This is a genomic window from Sphingomonas sp. (assembly GCF_004799495.1).
Classification (GTDB): domain Bacteria; phylum Pseudomonadota; class Alphaproteobacteria; order Sphingomonadales; family Sphingomonadaceae; genus Sphingomonas.
This window is the reverse complement of the sequence record NZ_SSMY01000012.1, coordinates 148,416-166,405: the sequence shown is the minus strand read 5'-3', so window position 1 is coordinate 166,405 and position 17,990 is coordinate 148,416. Positions and strand designations below refer to the sequence as shown.

Sequence of the window (17,990 nt, the reverse complement as noted above, 5' to 3'; positions counted from 1 at the left end):
ATGTTGGGATGGTCGGGCCTCGCATCAAGCGCTGGCCAGTGTCCGCATCGTCATGTCGGCGAGATGCCGGCGCGAAGATGCGGTTCGCGCTCATCGCTTGAATAATTCGTCGGCTATTGCGCGATGGTTAACGGCGCGTTGTTTATGTTTTTTAATTCGCTCGATCTCGCCCTCCAACGCGGCGATGCGCGCGTCGAGCTCGGCGACCGACAGCGGATCGAGATCCTGTTTGACCAGGAGCGCGAGCGGTTCGCCGGGCCGCGGCAGATTCTCGTCGGAATCCATGGGGCCCAGCGTTGACCGTGCGGACTCGCGTGTCAATAAAGATGCGATGACCGACGGGGCGATTCCGATCACGATGCGAGCGATCGACCCAGAGACGCCAGGCGGCCCCGACGTGCTCCGGATCGTCGAGCGGCCCGTGCCGACGCCCGGTGAGGGCGAGGTACTGATCAAGGTCGCCGCCGCGGGCATCAACCGCCCCGAACTGCTCCAGCGCGCCGGCATGTATCCGCCGCCGCCCGGCGCGCCTTCGATCCTCGGGCTGGAAGTCGCGGGGACGATCGTCGCGATTGGCGAGGGTGTCGAGGCCGAGCTGGTGGGCCAGCCGGTCTGCGCGCTGGTCGCGGGCGGGGGTTACGCCGATTACGCGGTCGCGCCGTACGGCCAGTGCCTGCCGGTGCCACACGCGCTGACCATGGTCGAAGCGGCGGCGATGCCCGAGACTTTGTTCACCGTGTGGACCAATCTGTTCGAACGCGGCTTCGCGGCGGAGCGTGACACGGTGCTGGTTCACGGCGGCACCTCGGGCATCGGCGCGATGGCGATCGGACTGTGCAACCTGTTCGGGGTGACGATCATCGTCACCGCCGGCTCCGACGAGAAATGTGCCGCGGCGCGCGCGATCGGCGCGGACCATGCGATCAATTACAAGGCGCAGGATTTCGTCGCCGAGGTGAAGGCGATCACCGCCGGCGCGGGCTGCGCGGTGGTGCTCGACATGGTCGGCGGCGACTATGTCGCGCGTAACATGCAGTGCCTCGCCGACGACGGCCGCCACGTGTCGATCGCGGTGCAGGGCGGGCCGATGGCGACGATCCCGGTGTTCGAAGTGATGCGCCGCCGGCTCACGCTGACCGGGTCGACGCTCCGCCCGCGCTCGGTCGCATTCAAGACCGCGGTCGCCGACGAACTGGCGCGCACCGTCTGGCCGCTGGTCGCGGAAGGGAAATTGAAGCCGGTGATCGACCGCACCTATCCGCTGGCCGACGCTCCGCAAGCGCACCGGCGGATGGAAGCGGGAGACCATGTCGGCAAGATCGTGCTGACGATGGAGTAGAGTGGGAGATCATGGGGGAAGAAGAAGTCGCGCTGCCGCCGCGGTGGCCGCAAATCGTTCTGGCGGTTATCCTGGTCGCGGTATTTCTGGCGGCGCAAGGGCTGTCGGATCGGCCACAATTGCCGCTTTACCGGCCGTGGGTCGATCATGTCGCCGACCTTCCGGCGACGGCCGATCGCGACCGCTACACCGATTATGTCTATGAGGGGACCGCAAGCTTTCCCACCGGACGGCGTTTGACCTTAACGCGGCTCGCTGACCGGGCGAAGCCGTCGTCCGTGGGCGATTGGTACCGCAACAATCCGACCAGGCTCGGTTATTCGATCAAGGAATTCGTCGTGCTGTCGATGCCGTTCTTCGCGACGAAGGATTATGGCTACACGCTGTACGTCGACGGGGACTCGACGATGTTCTTCTACCCGCTCGACGACGATATGCTCCACAAGCTGCGTGAAGAGGTGAAGGCACCGGTCGGCGAAGGCTTCACCTTCCGCTGGTGGAACCACATGTGGGGCTGGATTCCGCTGCTCGCGCTGGTCGGCATCGTGGTGCTGGAAGTGCGCCGCGCCGTGATCAAGCGTCGGCAATCGGGGATTCTATAAGCGGGGTTGATCGTCGGCGCCGGGGTTTCGATTGGACGGCGGTGCGAGAGCCGGGCATCGGCCGACCGAGGGAGCATGCAATTGGCCAACCTGATCCTGCACGAATACGCCCAGTCGGGAAATTGCTACAAGATCCGCCTGACCGCGGCGCATCTGGGGATTCCGATCGAGCGGCGCGAATATGACATCATGGCGGGGGAAACGCGCTCTCCCGCGTTTCTGTCGGGCGTCAACGCCAACGGCCGCATTCCCGTGCTCCAGGTCGGCGACGATTTCCTGCCCGAAAGCAGCGCGGCGTGCTTCTATCTCGCAGACGGGTCGGACCTGATCCCGACCGATCGCTTCGACCGCGCCGACATGCTGCGCTGGATGTTCTGGGAACAATATAATCACGAGCCCAATATCGCGACGTTGCGTTTCTGGTACGGCTGGCTGGGCGAGGGCAATTTGAGCGAGGCGCAACGCGTCCAGCTCGGCCCCAAACACGAAGCGGGCGAGGCGGCGCTGACGCTGATGGACGAGCATCTCGCGCAGACCCCGTTCTTCGCCGGCGGGCGCTTCAGCCTCGCCGACATCGCGCTTTATGCCTATACGCACGTCGCCGAGGGCGGCGGGTTCGAGCTGCACCGCTACCCCAACGTGCAAGCCTGGCTGGCGCGCGTGGCCGCGCTGCCGGGGCATATCGCGATCACCGACTGACGCGGCGCGGCGCGCTGCGCTATACCGAGCGTTATGAGGCGACGCCGCAAGACGACCAGCGCTCGGCCGCTGCGCGACGCGAGCGAGCTCGACCGAGTCCGCATCGCGATTGTCACCGATGCGTGGCTGCCGCAAGTCAACGGCGTCGTCCGTACGCTGCAATCGACCCGCGCCGAGCTGAAGAAGATGGGGCACGACGTGCTGGTCATCTCGCCCGACCTGTTCCGGTCGGTGCCGTGCCCGACCTATCCCGAGATCCGCCTCGCCTTCGCCTCGACCGGCAAGGTCGGCGAGATGCTCGAGGCGTTCAGCCCGCAAGCGGTCCATCTCGCGACCGAAGGACCGGTGTGCCTGGCCGCGCGGCGCTGGTGTTTGCAGCGCGATTTTCCTTTCACCACAGCGTACCACACGCAATTCCCCGACTATGTCGCGGCGCGCACCGGCGTGAACCCGGAGTGGGTGTGGCGCTACATCAAGTGGTTCCACGGGCCCGCGCAGGCGATCATGGCCGCGACGCCGTCGATTGCCGAGACGCTCCGGGCGCACGGGCTGACCAAGCTGCGGCACTGGGGCCGGGGAGTCGATCTCGCGACTTTCGCGGGGGCCGCGCCCGATCCCGCGATCCGCGCGCTGCCGGGGCCGGTGATGCTCTATGTCGGCCGCGTCGCGGTCGAGAAGAATATCGAGGCGTTCCTGACCGCGACGCACCTTGGGAGCAAGATGGTGGTCGGCGACGGCCCTGCGCTCGCCGGGCTGAAGGCGAAATTCCCGAACGTCCATTTCCTCGGTCCCAAATTCGGGCCCGACCTCGCCGCCGCCTATGCCGCTGCCGATGTGTTCGTCTTTCCCAGCCGCACCGACACGTTCGGGCTGGTGATGATCGAGGCGCTGGCCGCCGGCACCCCGGTTGCGGCCTATCCCGTTACCGGCCCAATCGACGTCCTGACGCCCGACGTGGCCGGGATGGCCGACGACCTCGACACCGCCATCGCCGAGGCGCTGACCCGCGACCGCGCCGCGTGCGCCGCTTATGGCCAGAGCTTCACCTGGGCGGCCAGCGCAGGCCAATTCCTCCAGGCGCTGGTCCCGATCACGGAAGAGGCGGTCGCCGCGTAACGCTTGCCCTAGGCGACCTTCCGCATTAAGTCCCCTTCCACGACACGGCCGCTCCGCGAGGGGCGGCCCTATTTATTTCCGACGGAGAAATTTCGTGGCCCAGCCGCTCATGCCGCACGCGACCGCTTCCTGGCTGGTCGACAACACCTCGCTCTCGTTCGACCAGATCGCCGAGTTCTGCGGGCTGCACATCCTCGAAGTGAACGCGATCGCCGACGATACCGCCGCGACCAAGCTGACCGGGCGCGACCCGGTGCGCGCGCACGAGCTGACGCAGGAGGAGATCGAAAAGGGCCAGGCCGATCCCAACCACGTGCTCCAGATGCTCAAGGGGCCGGAGCAGGTACGCCGCACCAAGGGGCCGCGCTACACGCCGGTCAGCAAGCGTCAGGACAAGCCCGACGGCATCGCCTGGATCATCCGCAATCATCCGGAGATCACCGACGGCGCGATCTCGACGCTGATCGGCACGACGCGGACGACGATCGCGGCGATCCGCGACCGCAGCCACTGGAACATCGCCAACATCACCCCGAAAGACCCGGTGACGCTGGGCCTGACGACGCAGCGCGAACTCGATGCGGCGGTGGCGAAGGCGGCGAAGGCGGCGGGTCTCGAAGCGCCGGTCGACACCCGGCTGGAAGGCGACCGCGAGGCGCTGATCGCCGAACTGCGCGGCCAGCGCGACCAGGCCGCGCGCGATGCCGAAGCGCTGGCGGCGGGCGAGGGCGAAACAGCGCCTGTGGAGCATACGGCGGAGACGCTGTTCAAGAACTAAGGCAAAGGCGCGGCTGCGTCCCCAGCCAAGCGAATGTTCCCAATGTTCGCACTGACCACGGGGCTGCATCGGCATGCCTTGGCGGCCGGCGGGGAGCGACATATCGTCGCCGGCTCACGATGAGAAAGAGCGGCGACAGGCTGTCAGGCCAAATCCAACATTGCGAGCATAATCGCTCAGTCCCGCTCGCACAGCGCCTTGTAGACTTCCTTCGGTCCGCCCGACAGGCATGCGGCGATGATGAACCCGATCCCGAACGGCGTCAGCAGGATCGCCATGCCGATATTCTTCAGCATCGAATTCTTGACCGGAGCGGGTTCCATATCCGTCCTCTACCAGCTCCGATTGCCGCTCGGCAATTCCGTTGCTAGTCGAAACCCGATGGTTGCTCGCACCCCCGATGCCGCGTTCGTTGCCGACGAAAGTTTCGTGCCGACCAGCCATAAGGGGCTGACCTACCCGTTCGGTGGCGCCGAACCCGCCGAGGGCGACGCGATGACGGTCGCGCCGGGGGTGCGCTGGGTACGCCTCAAGGTCCCTGGGCCACTCAAGCACGTCAATTGCTGGCTGGTCGACGATGGCGACGGCATCGCCTTGGTCGACGCGGGCATGAACCGGACCGAAACGCGCGAGGCGTGGAAATCGGTGTTCAAGGGACCGATGGCCAGCGTCCGCGTCACGCGGATGATCGGTACGCATTTCCACCCCGACCATATCGGGCTCGCCGGCTGGATGTGCGATCATCACGCCGCGCCGCTGTGGATGACGCGCGGCGAGTGGCTGACCGCGCAGATGCTCGTCGCCGACGCGCGGCCGGAGACTCCGCGCGAGGTGAGCGATTACCGCCACGCCGCAGGCTGGTCGGCGGAGCAGATCGACATCGCCGCGCAGCACGGCTGGGCCAATTTCGGGCGGATCGTGCGGCCGATGCCGATGTCGTACCGCCGGATGGTGGACGGCGAGGCGATCCGGATCGGCGGGCGCGAGTGGCGCGTGATCGTCGGCGCGGGGCACAGCCCGGAACATGCCTGTCTGCTCGACGAAGCGAACGGGGTGTTCATCGCGGGCGACCAAGTGCTGCCGCGGATCAGCCCCAACGTGTCGGTCGGGATCACCGAGCCGCAGGCCGACGCGCTCGGCGAATGGTTCGCCTCGATCGCCAAATTGAAGCGCGAAGTACCGGCGGACGTGCTGACGCTGCCCGGGCATGGCGACCCGTTCACCGGGCTGCATACGCGGCTCGACGCGATGGACCGCGAGCATCGCGAGCGGCTGAACGAGCTCGAAGCGTTCGTGCGGGTCGAGCCGCGCCGCGTGGTCGATTGCTTCGGCCGCCTGTTCCGCCGCGCGATCGGGCAGGACATGCTCGGCATGGCGACCGGCGAGGCGATGGCGCACCTGCGCCGGCTGGAAATCGAAGGCCGCGCGGTGCGCGAGACGGGCGACGATGGGGTATGGCGGTGGCGCGGGGTCTAGGGATTGTCTGCTGAAGGTGGAAAGCAGATTTCTCTGCTTCGCCAAGGAACGCTACAAGCCCAGAAGGTGGCGCGTCCGCTGCCACCACGAACCCTGCCCCGAAGAAGCTGCTGCCAACAGCCGCTTCGCTTGCGTTGCGGTGACGCCAAGTAGAAGCGCGATCTCCTCCACTGAGATGTCGGGCCGTTCCCTACGCAGATCTTCCGCAGTCCATACCAGCGATGGAGATAGTCGCTCTAAGAAGATGCAAGGTCGAACGCGCAAGGCGTGCCCTGTTTTGAGCACGCGCTCGTAGCTAAGAAACTCGACCGGCCAGTTGGCATCGATGGAGATGCGCCTAGCCTCATCGACAGTCAATCGCCGCATGAAGTGCTCATCGAAAATCCGTTCTTCTTGAGCAATCATCCAATGCTGGCCGCAGGTGCGGCATTGCGAAAGGTGTAGCCACCAAGCGTCTCCGCCATGATCGACAACGTTATCGATGGTCGCGAACACTCGCTCGTCGAGACCATCGCCGCCCATTGGTACTGCGGCCAAGTCAGGAAGGGATGCGCAACAGCAAGCGCTTGGGGTTTCATTCATTGATGCATGATGCGGTCAGGAATGAATGTCCGCCACTGGGTAGACAATGGCCGGCCACGCACGCTCGCTTTTCCCCGAGCGCAATCGCCCTTAGTCTCGCAGCCGTCGGGGGCGACTCAGGAGAGACACGATGTGCGACGACCATACCGCGACCGAAAACGAGCAGTTCCTCGCCAGTGTGCATCCCTCGCGGCGGCAGTTCGGGGCGCTCGCGGGAGTCGCCGGGCTGATGGCGATGCTCCCCGTCCCAGCCAATGCCGCGGCGATCAAGGGACGCGACGTTTCGATCAAGACCCCCGACGGCACCTGCGACGCCTATTTCACCGCGCCGATCAGCGGCAAGCATCCCGGCGTGCTGATCTGGCCCGACATCATGGGACTGCGCCCCGCGTTCCGCCAGATGGCCGACCGGCTCGCGCAGTCGGGCTATGCGGTGCTGGTGGTCAACCAGTTCTACCGCTCGACCAAGGCGCCGTTCCTCGCCACCGGCGAATCGTTCGACCAGCCCGAGGTGCGTGCGCGGATCATGCCGTGGACCAAGCTGCTGACCGTCGACACCGAGTTCGCCGACGCGCTCGCCTTCACGACCTTCATCGATACGCAGAAGGAGGTCGACACCAAGCGCGGCATGGCGACCACCGGCTATTGCATGGGCGGCCCGATGGTGTTCCGCACCGCCGCGGTGCGTCGCGGGCGGATCAAGGCGGGGGCGACTTTCCACGGCGGCGGGCTCGTCAGCGACAAGCCCGACAGCCCGCACCTGCTGATCCCCAAGATGAAGGCATCGTGTCTGATCGCGATCGCCGCGAACGACGACGCGCGCAGTCCAACCGACAAGGATACGCTCAAGGCCGCGTTCGCCGCCGCCAAGCTGCCCGCCGAGATCGAGGTCTATACCGGCACGATGCACGGCTGGTGCCCGCCCGACAGCAAGGTCTACAACGCCGCGCAGGCCGAGAAGGCGTGGGGCCGGATGCTCGCGCTGTTCGAAAAGGCGCTCTGAGTCAGCAATTTACGGTCGCGGCATTGATCGCGCTTGCATTGTTGGATTATGTCTGTTCCCTATTTGTTCACGGAGAGAGCGATGAGCGAGCTGATTCTGTACACCAATCCGCAATCGCGCGGCCGGATCGCGCGCTGGGCGCTCGAGGAAGTCGGTGCGGACTATGAGGTTCGCGTGATGGCCTACGCCGACAGCATGAAGTCGCCCGACTATCTCGCGGTCAACCCGATGGGCAAGGTCCCGGCGATTGCTCACAAGGGCAAGGTCGTGACCGAATGCGCCGCGATCTGCGCGTATTTGGGCGATGCGTTCGCGGACAAGGGGCTCGCGCCCGCGCTCGACGACCGGGCGGACTATTACCGCTGGCTGTTCTTCGCCGCGGGGCCGGTCGAACAGGCGGTGACCAACCAGGCGGCTGGGTTCTTGCCCAAGCCCGAACAGGGCCGGATGTTCGGCTATGGCAATTTCGACGCCGCGATCGACGTGCTCGAGGGCGCGGTGGCGAAGGGGCCGTACATCTGCGGCGAGAAATTCACGATGGCCGACGTCTATGTCGGCAGCCAGGTGATGTGGGGCACGATGTTCGGGACAATGCCGAAGCGGGACGCCTTCGTCGCCTATGGCGAACGGCTGCAAATGCGCGAGGCCCTGAAGCGCGCCAACGAGCTCGACGATGCGCTGGTGGAGACCAACCAGATCGCCTGAGCGGCGCCAATGGAGGGGGCATGGCATTCTACAAGGACGATGCGACGCTGAAGGCCGCTGCGCTGGCGCCGACGAAACCGGTCAAGACCCTGCCACCCGCCGGCACGACATTGGGGAGCGTCGTGCGCACGTACAATACGATCGGCGGACTGGTCGACCGGCTGTCCGCGGTGACGGGGATCGAAACGCTCGCGGCGCTCGCGGTGTGGATGGTGGAGAGCGGCGGGCGGGCGTTCACGCCGGGCAAACCGGTGATGCGGTTCGAGAATCACGTGTTCTGGGATCGCTGGGGGTGTGACCATAGTGTGACCTTCGACGCGCATTTCGTGTTCGGGGGGCACGGCGCCGATGGCAGGCGCTGGGAAAACCACAAATGGCGCGCCAAGCCCACCGACGCCTGGGCGAGCTTCCACGGCGATCAGGCGAAGGAATACGACGCCTATCACTTCGCGCGCACGCTGTCGGGGGTCGAGCTTGCCGCGCAGTCGGCGAGCTGGGGCGGGACTCAGGTGATGGGGTTCAACCATCCGCTGATCGGCTATGCCTCGGCGTTCGACCTGGTCAACGCGTTCGCGCGCGGCTTGCGCTGGCAAGTGCTGGGGTTCTTCGACTTTTGCCGCTCGGCGGGGCTGGCCGACGAAATCAAGGCGCACGACTGGGTGAAGTTCGGCGACGGTTACAACGGTGCGGGCGGCGGCGTGGTGTACGGGCCGAAGCTGAAGGCGATCTACGATTTGAAGAAAGCGTTCGACGCGTTGCCGCGTTGAGTCTTCATCGGTCGTTCAGCCGCGGCGGCGCTCAGTGCCGCCAGGACAGGCAGGGAGAGTCGCGATGAAACGAGCCATGATTTGCGTCGCGATGATGTCATTCGTACCGCCTGCATTGGCACAAGGCTATGGCATCCGCACGATGCCGGCGCCGCGGGTCCAGCCCATTCCCAAGGAGCGTCCGGGCTATAGAGGCGCGTACGACCGCGCCGACGACGCGTGGCGCGCCGAGCGGCACGATTGCCTCTATGGCCGCGCCTCTTCCTCGACCACGCAGCGTGCGTGCAGCGACACACTGCGCAACCGGCAACCGCTGCCGTCGGATTTCATCAAGGCGCCCGCCGCGAAATAGCGGCTAGCGTCCCGGCAATTCCGCCATCACCGCATCGCGTTCGGCGGGCGTCATGCTCGTCCAGCGCGCGATTTCCTTGGCGGAGCGGCGGCAGCCTTCGCACAGCCGGTCCTTGCCGATAGTGCAGACGTTGACGCACGGGCTGACGATCGCCTGCACCGGCACGATGCTGATGAAATCGGGCAGCGACACGCGCGGATTTAGTCGGCGGTCAGCTTCGCGCTGAGGAAACCTGGCATCGGGCCGTTCCACCCGTCATCGGGGCCGTCGTCCGCATCGTGGCCGCGTGCACGCGGCGCAGGTTCGCGGCGCGGCGGACGAGCTTCGCGCGCCGGGCGTTCCGCGCGCGGCGCACGTTCTTCGCGAGGGGCGCGCTCGGGCCGTTCTTCGCGCTCGACACGCGCCGGCTTGGCTTCGGCTTCCTTCTTCGCCGCCGGCTTGCGCCCGCGCGAGCTGCGCGGCGCCGGGGCTTCGTCCGCCGCGCCTTTGTAGCGCTCGATCGTCATGCCGGTCAGCTTTTCGATGTTCGCGACGTTCTCCGCGTCTTCCGACGTGGCGAGCGTGAACGCGACCCCCGTGGCGCCCGCGCGGCCGGTGCGGCCGATGCGGTGGACGTAATCGTCGGGGTGCCACGGCGCGTCGAAATTGAAGACGTGGCTGACGCCCTTGATGTCCAATCCGCGCGCCGCGACGTCGGACGCGACCAGGATGTTGACGTCGCCCGCCTTGAACCGGTCGAGCTCGGCGATGCGCGACGATTGGTCCATGTCGCCATGGATTTCGGAACTGCGGAAGCCTTGCCGCTGCAACGCCTTGTTGAGCTCGCGCACCGTCGTCTTGCGGTTGGAGAAGATGATCGCGGTGCGGACATCCTCGCCGCGCAGCAGTTCGACCAGTTTGTCGCGCTTCTTCGACGACGACACCGGCACCAGCCATTGCTTGATGTTGGTGTTGGCGGTCGCGGGGCGCGCGACCTCGATCGTCTTGGGATTGTCGAGGAAGCGGTCGGCGAGCTTCTTGATCGGCGGCGGCATGGTGGCCGAGAACAGCAAGGTCTGGCGCTGCTTGGGCAGCTTGGTGCAGATTTCCTCGATATCGGGGATGAACCCCATGTCGAGCATGCGGTCGGCCTCGTCGATCACCAGCAGGTTGCAGCCGGTGAGCAGGATCTTGCCGCGCCCGAACAGGTCCATCAGGCGACCCGGGGTCGCGATCAGCACGTCGACGCCCTTTTCCAGCGCCTTGACCTGATCGCCCATTTGCACGCCGCCGATCAGCAGCGCCATCGAGAGCTTGTGATACTTGCCGTATTTCTCGAAATTCTCCGCCACCTGCGCGGCGAGCTCGCGGGTCGGCTCGAGGATCAGGCTGCGCGGCATCCGCGCGCGGCTGCGGCCGTGACCCAGGATATCGATCATCGGGAGGACGAACGCCGCGGTCTTGCCGGTGCCGGTCTGCGCGATGCCGATGATGTCGCGCATCATCAGCACCGAGGGGACGGTCGCGGCCTGGATCGGCGTCGGCTCGGTATAGCCCGACTCCCCGACGGCGCGGAGCAATTCGTCGGAGAGGCCGAGGTCGGCGAAAGGCATTCAGAACGTTTCCGAAAAAATGGCGCGACAAGGCGTCGCGCGCGTCCCTCGCGCGCTTGCCGATCAGAGCCGCAAAGTCAAGGTTTGCGGTGTTTGTCGGGCCGGGGGACGAGCCGCTTGAACTTGCCGATCGAGCACGATTCGCCCGTCCGCGTGCGGATCGTATCGCGCTTGGCGCACACCTGGCCGTCGGCGGCGGTCTTGAGGTAGAAGCCGCCATAATAGCCGAGCGCCGCGCAATCGTCGTCGAGCAGCGCGCGCAGCCGCGTGCCGCCCTTCAGCACAAGGTCGACGCTGTCGGTATCGTTGACGATCGCGCCCGAGAGCTGGCTGACGGCGATGCATTTGGGGCCACCCTTTTCGATCCAGCGCACCGGCACCGGCATTGCGCGCAGCGTGGCCTCTGGCGCCGGCGCCGATTCGACTCGAACGACGATCCGGCCGGTGATCGACACCTGGCCCACGCCGTCGCCATCGACCGGCGCAGCCGGTACCGGCGTACTCGCGGCAATGGCGGGCGCGAGCAACAGCAAGAGGGCGGCGGACGGATGCGGCATGAAGCGCGCCTTGGTAAGGCCGAATGTTGAATGGTCAATGAATTGGCGGTCGCGCGGGCAGCGTGGTAGCGGCTGCGGGTATGACACCGGCCCAGCAGAATCTGATCGACGCGGTGCGCGCCAGGCTCGGCGACAAGGCTGTGACGACCGACCCGGGCGATATCGCGCCGTGGCTGAGTGACTGGCGCGGACGGTTCCATGGACAAGCGTCCGCGATCATCGCGCCCAACACCACGGAGGGCGTGCAATTCGCTGTCGGGCGCGCGCACGAGCTTGGTGTGCCGCTGGTGCCGCAGGGCGGGAACACCTCGATGGTCGGTGGCGCGACGCCGCCAGCGGACGGGTCGGCGCTGATCCTGTCGCTCAGGCGGATGAACCGGGTACGCTCGATCGACCCGGCAGCCGGGCTTGCGGTGGCCGAGGCCGGAGTGATCCTCGGCAATTTGCACGCCGCGGCGGAAGCCGAGGGCATGCGCTTTCCGCTGACGCTCGGCGCGTGGGGCAGCGCCACGATCGGCGGGCTCGCGTCGACCAACGCCGGGGGCACGCAAGTGCTGCGCTTCGGGACGATGCGGTCGCTGGTCGCGGGGGTCGAGGCGGTGCTGCCCGACGGGTCGCGGCACGATGGGCTCGCCGCGCTCAAGAAGGACAATCGCGGCTACGATCTCGACCATCTGCTGGTCGGGGCCGAGGGGACGCTCGGCGTGATCACCGCAGCGGCCTTGCGGCTCGTACCCGCGGTGGCCGACCGAGCGACGGGTTGGCTCGGGGTCGAATCGCCTGCCGCGGCGCTGAAACTGCTGCGCGCGATGGAGCGCCAGTCGGGCACCGCGATCGAGAGCTTCGAATTGATGCCGAAGCTCGCGCTCGACCTGGTGCTCAAGCATATTCCGGGCACGCGCCCACCGCTCGCGGGATCGCATCTCTGGCTGGTGCTGGTCGATTACGTCGCCAGTTCGCCCGACGCCGCGAGGCCCGCGCTCGAAGAGCTGATGGCGGCGGCGCTCGCCGACGGCCTCGTGCAGGACGCGGTTGTCGCGGCGAACGAAGCGCAGGGCGCTGCCTTCTGGCGGCTGCGCGATTCGATCTCGGAAGCCGAGCGCGCCGAGGGACCGACGATGGCGCACGACATCTCGGTCCCGGTCGACGCGATGCCCGGGTTCATGGAAAGCGCGTCGGCGCGGGTCGAGGCGGCGTTCCCCGGCGTCCATTGCAGCGCGTTCGGCCACCTCGGCGACGGTAATGTCCACTTCCACGTCAACGCGCCGGCGGGTGCCGACCCCGACCGCTGGCGTGCCGAGATCGGCGAGGCAGCCAGCCACATGGTCTACGACCTGGTCGTCGCGGCGGGCGGCTCGATCTCCGCCGAGCATGGCATCGGCCAGATGAAGCTTCACGAGCTCGAACGCTTGTCGCCGCCCGCGCGCATGGCGGCGTTGCGTGCGATCAAACGTGCCTTCGATCCGCACGAACTGATGAACCCCGGCAAGCTGGTGAAGCTTGCGCCGGTCGATCCTATTCCCTAGGGCGCTCGGCGATTAGCGGCGGTCCGCCGCGCTCACGAGATTCGATGGAGTCAAGGTAATGGCCAGCGCGCCGCAGTCGCTTCCCCTGTTCTACAACACGCTCGAGCCGCTTTCGAGCGAGGCCCATGCCAAATTCAAGGTCCGCCCCGCCGAAGGCGCCGATTTCCTGAAGAACCAGCATGCGATCCCGATCACGGTCGACGAATTCCCGCTGGTCCAGCGCCAAATGCCGATCATCTTCTCGCAGGGCGAGGATTCGGTGCCGCTGGCGCTGATGGGGCTCAACGAAGGCATCAACGTGTTCCTCGACGAGAAGGCGCAGCTGCGCGACCCGTATACCTATGTGCCTGCGTACATCCGCCGCTATCCGTATCTGCTCGCCCGGCTGAGCCCGGAAGCCGAGGAACTGACCTTGTGCTTCGACCCGACCTCGCCGACGATCGGCGATTTTGAGGACGGCGATCCGCTGTTCGAGAACGGCGAGGCGACTCCGCTCGTCAAGAACATCCTCGATTTCAACCAGCAGTTCGAGGAAGCCGGCGCACGCACCGGTGCGTTCATGGCCGAGATCAAGGAACTCGACCTGTTGATGGACGGCGAAGTGTCGATCCAGCCCGAGGGCGCGGACAAGCCGTTCGTCTATTCGGGCTTCCAGATGATCAGCGAGGAAAAGCTGACCGCGTTGCGCGGCGACCAGCTGCGCAAGATCGTTCAGTCGGGGCTGTTGCCGCTGATCTACGCGCACCTGTTTTCGCTGTCGGTGATGCGCGAGATTTTCGCGCGCCAGGTGCAATTGGGGCTGATGCCGGCGCCGCAGCTCGAGCCGACCAACTAATGGCGAGGGACTGGCGGCAGTCGCCGCCCGCCCCTTGAAACCAAACCACCGGCTTCTTAGTTAATAGAGTGCGCGGTGTCGTGTTTCCCCCTTTCACGGGGCCGTGCGGCGCACCTTCGGGTGCGCCTCCTCCCTGAACCTAGGCCGCCTCGGGTAACCCCGGGGCGGTTTTTTTATGCGGGCGGATCCCGAATTGGCGTTCGCCAATTCGCAACGCGCCACGGCGGGCAGCGAGGCCGCGTAGCGGGCTCGTCTGACGGCGCGGCGTTATTCGGCGGCGATCGCGATGTCGTGGCCGAGCAGTTCGTCGGTCGCCGCATCGATCAGGCGGCGGAGGAGGGCGGCAGTCCCAGCCAGCCCCTTGCCCGGCATATTGAGCCCGGCATCGAGGTAGAGCCGGCGATCGATTTCGACCTGGATCGCATGGATATTCTCCTGCGGCCGGCCATGCCGGTTGAGGATATGGCCCCCCGGGTACGGCGCGTTGAGCGCAGCGATCAGCCCCGCCGCGACGATCTCGCCCTCCAACCGATGCACCAATTGCCCCCCCGCGCTCCGCCCGAAGCGGTCGCCGAGCACCACGCGCGCCGACAGCGGACCGGGGAGTGGCGGCATCGAATGCAGGTCGATCAGCAACGCCGACCCGAACCGGTCGCGCGCTGCGCTCAGCGCCTCATCCAGAGCGACATGGTATGGGCGATGATCCTCGGCGATGCGCAGCCGCACTTCGTCATCGCCCAGCCGGCGGCGCCACAGCGTCACCCCCGGTGCGGCGCGGCGCGGCACCAAGCCGAGCCCGCTGCGCAACTTGGTCGCCGCCGCACCCGCTGGGATCGGCCGCGCGCCGTCGTCGATCAGCGGGTCGCGCTCGTCTTCGCCGCGGTTGAGGTCGATCCAGGCGCGCGCGCGGCGCTGGATGATCAGCGTCTCATCGCCACGCGCGGCGAGCGCCAGCGTATCGGCGTGGCGATCCTCCAGCGCGAGCATCGACGCGACCGGCACCGCGGCGGCGGCGCGCAATGGCAGCGGATAATCGCGCCCGGCATGCGGCACCGACACGACCACCGGACTGAGCGGCGGGATCGGTCCGAAGCGATCGAATGAAGGAGCGCCCATCGCGCGATCTTATGCGCCACGACGGGACGCCGCAATCGCTGGAAAATGTTAAGTCCTTGGCGCATAAAATGGCGGCAGAACATACAGCGGGACGGCGATGATCAGGATTCTTCTGGCCGAAGACGATAATGTGATGCGCGAATATCTGACGCGCGCGCTGGAGCGGTCGGGCTATGCCGTCACCGCGGTCGATCGCGGCACCGCCGCGCTGCCGCTGATCGAGACCGAGCATTTCGACCTGCTGCTGACCGATATCGTGATGCCCGAAATGGACGGGATCGAGCTCGCGCAGAAGGTGGCGGAGATCGCGCCCGCGACGCGCGTGATGTTCATCACCGGGTTCGCGGCAGTCACCCTGCGCGCGGGCAAGCAGATGCCGCAGGCGCGCGTCCTGTCCAAACCGTTCCATCTGCGCGACCTGGTGCTGGAAGTCGACCGCCTGTTCGAATCGGAAAGCGCGAGCGGGGGGTTGTAGGCGGCGGCGCCCTTCGCTAGAGGCGCCACCTTCGTGGGCGTATAGCTCAGTGGTAGAGCACTGTGTTGACATCGCAGGGGTCGCAAGTTCAATCCTTGCTACGCCCACCATTAAAAGCCCGCCAGGTCAGCGACTTGGCGGGCTTTTTCGTATCGAGTGCCTTAGGGTGTTCCGGGCAGCGTCGGGATCGGCGGCGCGGCCGGGGGCTGCGGTTGGGGCGCGGCGCTCAGCTGATAGGTCAGCATGAAGCGGAACGTCCGCCCGCCTTGCCGGTCGAAGCGCTTGTCGAGGATGAACGGCGTGCGGTTCTGGCTGTCGTACGACACGCCGCCGAACATCGACACGACCGACGTGATCAGCGACAGCCGCTTGGTAAAGCGGTGTGTCCAGCTCACGTCGGCATCGACGAAGTCCGACCGCGAATATTGGAACTGGTGCACCGGCCCTTCGTAGCGAAGGTTCGCGGTGACCTGGTCGAAGCCCGGATCGGCCGCCTTGCCGTCGGTGTAGTCGAGCTGGAGCTTGCCGCGATATTGCGCGTCGCGCTGGCGGTTGCCGAGCGTGCCGATGTCGCGCGACACCGCGGTCAGATTGCCCGTCAGCGTGTAGCGCAGCGGGGTGAAGATGCGTCCGCGGAACGCCGCTTCGATTCCCTGCTCGAGCCGCGTCCCGGCGTTGATCGGCGACGTCACCACGACACCGTCGGGATTGAGCGTGATGAGGCGGTCCGAACTGTCGTGGGTGATGCGGTCGTAGAAGGTCAGGTCGAAGCTGTGGATCTTGCCCGCGAAGCTCACCCGCGCCTCGAACGCGTCGGTCGTCTCCGGCCGGAACGCGGGGTCGCCGCGCACCGCGCTGGTCGGCGACTGATAACGCAGCACGGGCGACAGGTCGCCGATGTCCGGCCATGAAATCCGCCGCGAATAGCTGAGCGTCGTCGTCACGCGCTTGCCGATCTTGCGCTCGACGAACATCGACGGGAAGAAATCGACGCGAGACGGGCCGTCGCCGTTGAGGTCGTCGAGCGAATAGTTGCGGCCCTGGACGCGTAAGCCCGGGAGCATCTTGAACCCGCCGATCACCGTCTGGAACGTCGCATAGGCGGCAAGCTCGCGATAATCGCCGGCGAAATCGCTCGCGGTGTTGCGTGACGGGCCGAGCAGGCCGCCGCCCACCGCAGCACTCGTCAAATGGCGCCGCCGGTAATCGAAGCTCGCGCCGAGCGACAATTGCTCGGTTTTCCCGAGCGGCCGGACGTAATCGAGCTTCGCCGACGCCAGCCGGTCGTTCGCGCCGGTCGCGATCGCCAGCAACGAGGTCGGCCCGCCCGACAGCGCGGTCTCCCGAAACGCGCTGTCGCCATCGTAACTGAATAGCGTGCCGCTGACCGCCGCGGTCAGCAATTCGCCACGGCGGTTGCCTTCGGCGCGGTAATCGAGCGCGAGATTGCCGGCATGCGTCGTGTAGCCGGCAAAGCCGCGCTGCGCGAACGGCGCGAACTCGCCGGTGCGCGGCGTGATCGTGTCGAAGGTGTCGTTTTCGACCCGCACCGCGCTGACGCTGAACGCGGCGGAAAAGCTGCGTTTCTGGTCCGGGCGGAACACCGCCTGCGTGCGCGCGCCGAAGCCTTTCAGGCTTTGCTCGCCGGTGGCGTCCTCGAAGCGATCGGAAATACCGTCGGGCGCGCCCGTCAGCTGCTGCCGCTCGATCCGGTATTCGGTCGGGCCGCGCTGGCGGAAGAAGGTCGGGGAGGTCGACAGCGACCATTTGCCCTTGGTGTAGGTCGGCGCGATCCGCGCGACGCCGCCCCCGCGGGTGTCGACCCCGCCGGCGATCGACCCGGCCAGTCCGTCGCGCGACGATCGGCGCGTGATGACGTTGATGATCCCGGCGGTGCCGTCGGCGGGGAACTGCGCAGACGGGTTGGTGATGACCTCGATCCGCGCGATTTGCGCCGCGCTCATGCTGCGCAGGATCGACAGCGCGTCGGGCACCGGACGCCCGTCGATCAGGATCTTGACGTTGCCGTTGCCGAGCAGCGAGATTTGCCCGGCGGCGTCGACCGATACCGACGGTAAGTCCTTCATCACCTCGATGCCAGTCGCGACCTCGGCGGCGGGGCCGGGCTTCACGACATAGCTCTTGCGGTCGATCGACTGGCGGTCGCCGGCTTCGGCGACGATCAGGATGTCGCCGTTGTTGGGCTGCTGCGAATCCTTCGGAGCGGTCGGGGCGGCAGGTGGAGCGGCGGGGGCCGCCGTGGTTTGCGCCATTGCCCCTACCGGCGTCGCCATCGCACACGCCGCCAACCATACGCTCCGCTTACGCATTACTACTCCCCACCCTTAGTGTGTTATCGTAGTAAGTCGGTGCCGCACCAAAGGAAAGCCGAAAAATTCGTCGCGCCCGAAGCTTGCAATTCGGTGGAGGGCAAAAGCTTGCCAATCACGCGCCGCCCACCGACATTGGA

The 17,990-nt window shown here is 66.5% G+C and carries 21 protein-coding genes and 1 tRNA gene; 14 read left to right on the top strand and 8 right to left on the bottom strand.

Features of this window, described 5'->3' with window-relative positions; translation table 11 throughout:
• Positions 1-90: 90 nt before the first annotated feature.
• Entirely contained in the window at positions 91-285 is a 195-nt protein-coding gene (locus tag E7773_RS14630) for a DUF1192 domain-containing protein (RefSeq protein WP_293992730.1), read from the bottom strand.
• A gap of 46 nt (positions 286-331) precedes the next feature.
• Here E7773_RS14630 and E7773_RS14625 point away from each other — a divergent pair, with 46 nt between their 5' ends.
• From E7773_RS14625 to E7773_RS14605, 5 genes are all read left to right on the top strand, one after another.
• Complete coding sequence (locus E7773_RS14625) at positions 332-1,339, top strand: NAD(P)H-quinone oxidoreductase (protein ID WP_293992701.1); 1,008 nt, start codon at positions 332-334, stop codon at positions 1,337-1,339.
• A gap of 11 nt (positions 1,340-1,350) precedes the next feature.
• Positions 1,351-1,941, top strand: coding sequence for a hypothetical protein (locus tag E7773_RS14620; protein ID WP_293992699.1), 591 nt, complete (start codon positions 1,351-1,353; stop codon positions 1,939-1,941).
• 81 nt (positions 1,942-2,022) lie between these two features.
• Positions 2,023-2,640, top strand: a complete 618-nt coding sequence (locus E7773_RS14615) for a glutathione S-transferase family protein (RefSeq protein ID WP_293992698.1) — start codon at positions 2,023-2,025, stop codon at positions 2,638-2,640.
• 33 nt (positions 2,641-2,673) lie between these two features.
• Complete coding sequence (locus tag E7773_RS14610) at positions 2,674-3,756, top strand: glycosyltransferase family 1 protein (protein ID WP_293992696.1); 1,083 nt, start codon at positions 2,674-2,676, stop codon at positions 3,754-3,756.
• Positions 3,757-3,850: 94 nt separating this feature from the next.
• On the top strand, positions 3,851-4,534 hold the full coding sequence (locus E7773_RS14605) for a DUF1013 domain-containing protein (RefSeq protein WP_293992695.1): 684 nt from the start codon (positions 3,851-3,853) through the stop codon (positions 4,532-4,534).
• A gap of 176 nt (positions 4,535-4,710) precedes the next feature.
• Here the strand turns inward: E7773_RS14605 and E7773_RS14600 are convergent, their stop codons facing one another.
• The gene (locus tag E7773_RS14600) at positions 4,711-4,857 is read right to left on the bottom strand and encodes a hypothetical protein (RefSeq protein WP_293992693.1); all 147 of its coding nucleotides are present in this window, start codon (positions 4,855-4,857) and stop codon (positions 4,711-4,713) included.
• Positions 4,858-4,915: 58 nt separating this feature from the next.
• Between E7773_RS14600 and E7773_RS14595 the strand changes: the two genes are divergently transcribed.
• Positions 4,916-6,010: an MBL fold metallo-hydrolase gene (locus tag E7773_RS14595; RefSeq protein ID WP_293992692.1), complete on the top strand. Its 1,095-nt coding sequence runs from the start codon at positions 4,916-4,918 to the stop codon at positions 6,008-6,010.
• A 51-nt stretch (positions 6,011-6,061) separates the two neighbouring features.
• On the opposite strand, the gene E7773_RS14590 is transcribed toward E7773_RS14595, so the two are convergent.
• Positions 6,062-6,547 (bottom strand): hypothetical protein, encoded by a 486-nt coding sequence (locus E7773_RS14590; RefSeq protein WP_293992690.1) that lies wholly within the window; start codon positions 6,545-6,547, stop codon positions 6,062-6,064.
• A 175-nt stretch (positions 6,548-6,722) separates the two neighbouring features.
• On the opposite strand from E7773_RS14590, the gene E7773_RS14585 reads away from it, so the two are divergent.
• From E7773_RS14585 to E7773_RS14570, 4 genes are all read left to right on the top strand, one after another.
• Positions 6,723-7,595 carry a dienelactone hydrolase family protein gene (locus E7773_RS14585; RefSeq protein ID WP_293992688.1) on the top strand — a complete coding sequence of 291 codons (873 nt, stop codon included), beginning with the start codon at positions 6,723-6,725 and terminating at the stop codon, positions 7,593-7,595.
• 81 nt (positions 7,596-7,676) lie between these two features.
• On the top strand, positions 7,677-8,300 hold the full coding sequence (locus E7773_RS14580; RefSeq protein ID WP_293992686.1) for a glutathione S-transferase family protein: 624 nt from the start codon (positions 7,677-7,679) through the stop codon (positions 8,298-8,300).
• A gap of 20 nt (positions 8,301-8,320) precedes the next feature.
• Positions 8,321-9,067, top strand: a complete 747-nt coding sequence (locus E7773_RS14575) for an N-acetylmuramidase domain-containing protein (RefSeq protein WP_293992685.1) — start codon at positions 8,321-8,323, stop codon at positions 9,065-9,067.
• Between the two features lie 64 nt (positions 9,068-9,131).
• Positions 9,132-9,419 (top strand): hypothetical protein, encoded by a 288-nt coding sequence (locus tag E7773_RS14570; protein WP_293992683.1) that lies wholly within the window; start codon positions 9,132-9,134, stop codon positions 9,417-9,419.
• A 3-nt stretch (positions 9,420-9,422) separates the two neighbouring features.
• On the opposite strand, the gene E7773_RS14565 is transcribed toward E7773_RS14570, so the two are convergent.
• From E7773_RS14565 to E7773_RS14555, 3 genes are all read right to left on the bottom strand, one after another.
• Positions 9,423-9,611 (bottom strand): DUF1289 domain-containing protein, encoded by a 189-nt coding sequence (locus tag E7773_RS14565; RefSeq protein WP_293992681.1) that lies wholly within the window; start codon positions 9,609-9,611, stop codon positions 9,423-9,425.
• An 8-nt stretch (positions 9,612-9,619) separates the two neighbouring features.
• Positions 9,620-11,011 (bottom strand): DEAD/DEAH box helicase, encoded by a 1,392-nt coding sequence (locus E7773_RS14560; RefSeq protein ID WP_293992679.1) that lies wholly within the window; start codon positions 11,009-11,011, stop codon positions 9,620-9,622.
• Between the two features lie 77 nt (positions 11,012-11,088).
• Positions 11,089-11,568, bottom strand: coding sequence for a hypothetical protein (locus tag E7773_RS14555; RefSeq protein ID WP_293992678.1), 480 nt, complete (start codon positions 11,566-11,568; stop codon positions 11,089-11,091).
• Positions 11,569-11,648: 80 nt separating this feature from the next.
• Between E7773_RS14555 and E7773_RS14550 the strand changes: the two genes are divergently transcribed.
• Positions 11,649-13,094, top strand: a complete 1,446-nt coding sequence (locus E7773_RS14550; RefSeq protein WP_293992676.1) for an FAD-binding oxidoreductase — start codon at positions 11,649-11,651, stop codon at positions 13,092-13,094.
• A gap of 58 nt (positions 13,095-13,152) precedes the next feature.
• Positions 13,153-13,929, top strand: coding sequence for a SapC family protein (locus tag E7773_RS14545; protein ID WP_293992675.1), 777 nt, complete (start codon positions 13,153-13,155; stop codon positions 13,927-13,929).
• 267 nt (positions 13,930-14,196) lie between these two features.
• Here the strand turns inward: E7773_RS14545 and E7773_RS14540 are convergent, their stop codons facing one another.
• On the bottom strand, positions 14,197-15,045 hold the full coding sequence (locus tag E7773_RS14540) for an N-formylglutamate amidohydrolase (RefSeq protein WP_293992673.1): 849 nt from the start codon (positions 15,043-15,045) through the stop codon (positions 14,197-14,199).
• Positions 15,046-15,142: 97 nt separating this feature from the next.
• Here E7773_RS14540 and cpdR point away from each other — a divergent pair, with 97 nt between their 5' ends.
• On the top strand, positions 15,143-15,520 hold the full coding sequence (gene cpdR, locus E7773_RS14535; RefSeq protein ID WP_293992672.1) for a cell cycle two-component system response regulator CpdR: 378 nt from the start codon (positions 15,143-15,145) through the stop codon (positions 15,518-15,520).
• Between the two features lie 35 nt (positions 15,521-15,555).
• Positions 15,556-15,630: transfer RNA gene (locus E7773_RS14530), tRNA-Val, on the top strand.
• Between the two features lie 51 nt (positions 15,631-15,681).
• Here E7773_RS14530 and E7773_RS14525 read toward each other — a convergent pair.
• Positions 15,682-17,850, bottom strand: a complete 2,169-nt coding sequence (locus E7773_RS14525; RefSeq protein ID WP_293992671.1) for a TonB-dependent receptor — start codon at positions 17,848-17,850, stop codon at positions 15,682-15,684.
• Positions 17,851-17,990 lie beyond the last annotated feature (140 nt).

What these genes read in the sequence shown, in the direction of transcription:
- E7773_RS14630 (WP_293992730.1), bottom strand. Translation starts at nt 285, where the DNA reads ATGGATTCCGACGAGAATCTGCCGCGGCCCGGCGAACCGCTCGCGCTC.
- E7773_RS14625 (WP_293992701.1), top strand. Translation starts at nt 332, where the DNA reads ATGACCGACGGGGCGATTCCGATCACGATGCGAGCGATCGACCCAGAG.
- E7773_RS14620 (WP_293992699.1), top strand. Translation starts at nt 1,351, where the DNA reads ATGGGGGAAGAAGAAGTCGCGCTGCCGCCGCGGTGGCCGCAAATCGTT.
- E7773_RS14610 (WP_293992696.1), top strand. Translation starts at nt 2,674, where the DNA reads ATGAGGCGACGCCGCAAGACGACCAGCGCTCGGCCGCTGCGCGACGCG.
- E7773_RS14600 (WP_293992693.1), bottom strand. Translation starts at nt 4,857, where the DNA reads ATGGAACCCGCTCCGGTCAAGAATTCGATGCTGAAGAATATCGGCATG.
- E7773_RS14595 (WP_293992692.1), top strand. Translation starts at nt 4,916, where the DNA reads ATGGTTGCTCGCACCCCCGATGCCGCGTTCGTTGCCGACGAAAGTTTC.
- E7773_RS14585 (WP_293992688.1), top strand. Translation starts at nt 6,723, where the DNA reads ATGTGCGACGACCATACCGCGACCGAAAACGAGCAGTTCCTCGCCAGT.
- E7773_RS14580 (WP_293992686.1), top strand. Translation starts at nt 7,677, where the DNA reads ATGAGCGAGCTGATTCTGTACACCAATCCGCAATCGCGCGGCCGGATC.
- E7773_RS14575 (WP_293992685.1), top strand. Translation starts at nt 8,321, where the DNA reads ATGGCATTCTACAAGGACGATGCGACGCTGAAGGCCGCTGCGCTGGCG.
- E7773_RS14570 (WP_293992683.1), top strand. Translation starts at nt 9,132, where the DNA reads ATGAAACGAGCCATGATTTGCGTCGCGATGATGTCATTCGTACCGCCT.
- E7773_RS14560 (WP_293992679.1), bottom strand. Translation starts at nt 11,011, where the DNA reads ATGCCTTTCGCCGACCTCGGCCTCTCCGACGAATTGCTCCGCGCCGTC.
- E7773_RS14555 (WP_293992678.1), bottom strand. Translation starts at nt 11,568, where the DNA reads ATGCCGCATCCGTCCGCCGCCCTCTTGCTGTTGCTCGCGCCCGCCATT.
- E7773_RS14550 (WP_293992676.1), top strand. Translation starts at nt 11,649, where the DNA reads ATGACACCGGCCCAGCAGAATCTGATCGACGCGGTGCGCGCCAGGCTC.
- E7773_RS14545 (WP_293992675.1), top strand. Translation starts at nt 13,153, where the DNA reads ATGGCCAGCGCGCCGCAGTCGCTTCCCCTGTTCTACAACACGCTCGAG.
- E7773_RS14540 (WP_293992673.1), bottom strand. Translation starts at nt 15,045, where the DNA reads ATGGGCGCTCCTTCATTCGATCGCTTCGGACCGATCCCGCCGCTCAGT.
- cpdR (WP_293992672.1), top strand. Translation starts at nt 15,143, where the DNA reads ATGATCAGGATTCTTCTGGCCGAAGACGATAATGTGATGCGCGAATAT.
- E7773_RS14525 (WP_293992671.1), bottom strand. Translation starts at nt 17,850, where the DNA reads ATGCGTAAGCGGAGCGTATGGTTGGCGGCGTGTGCGATGGCGACGCCG.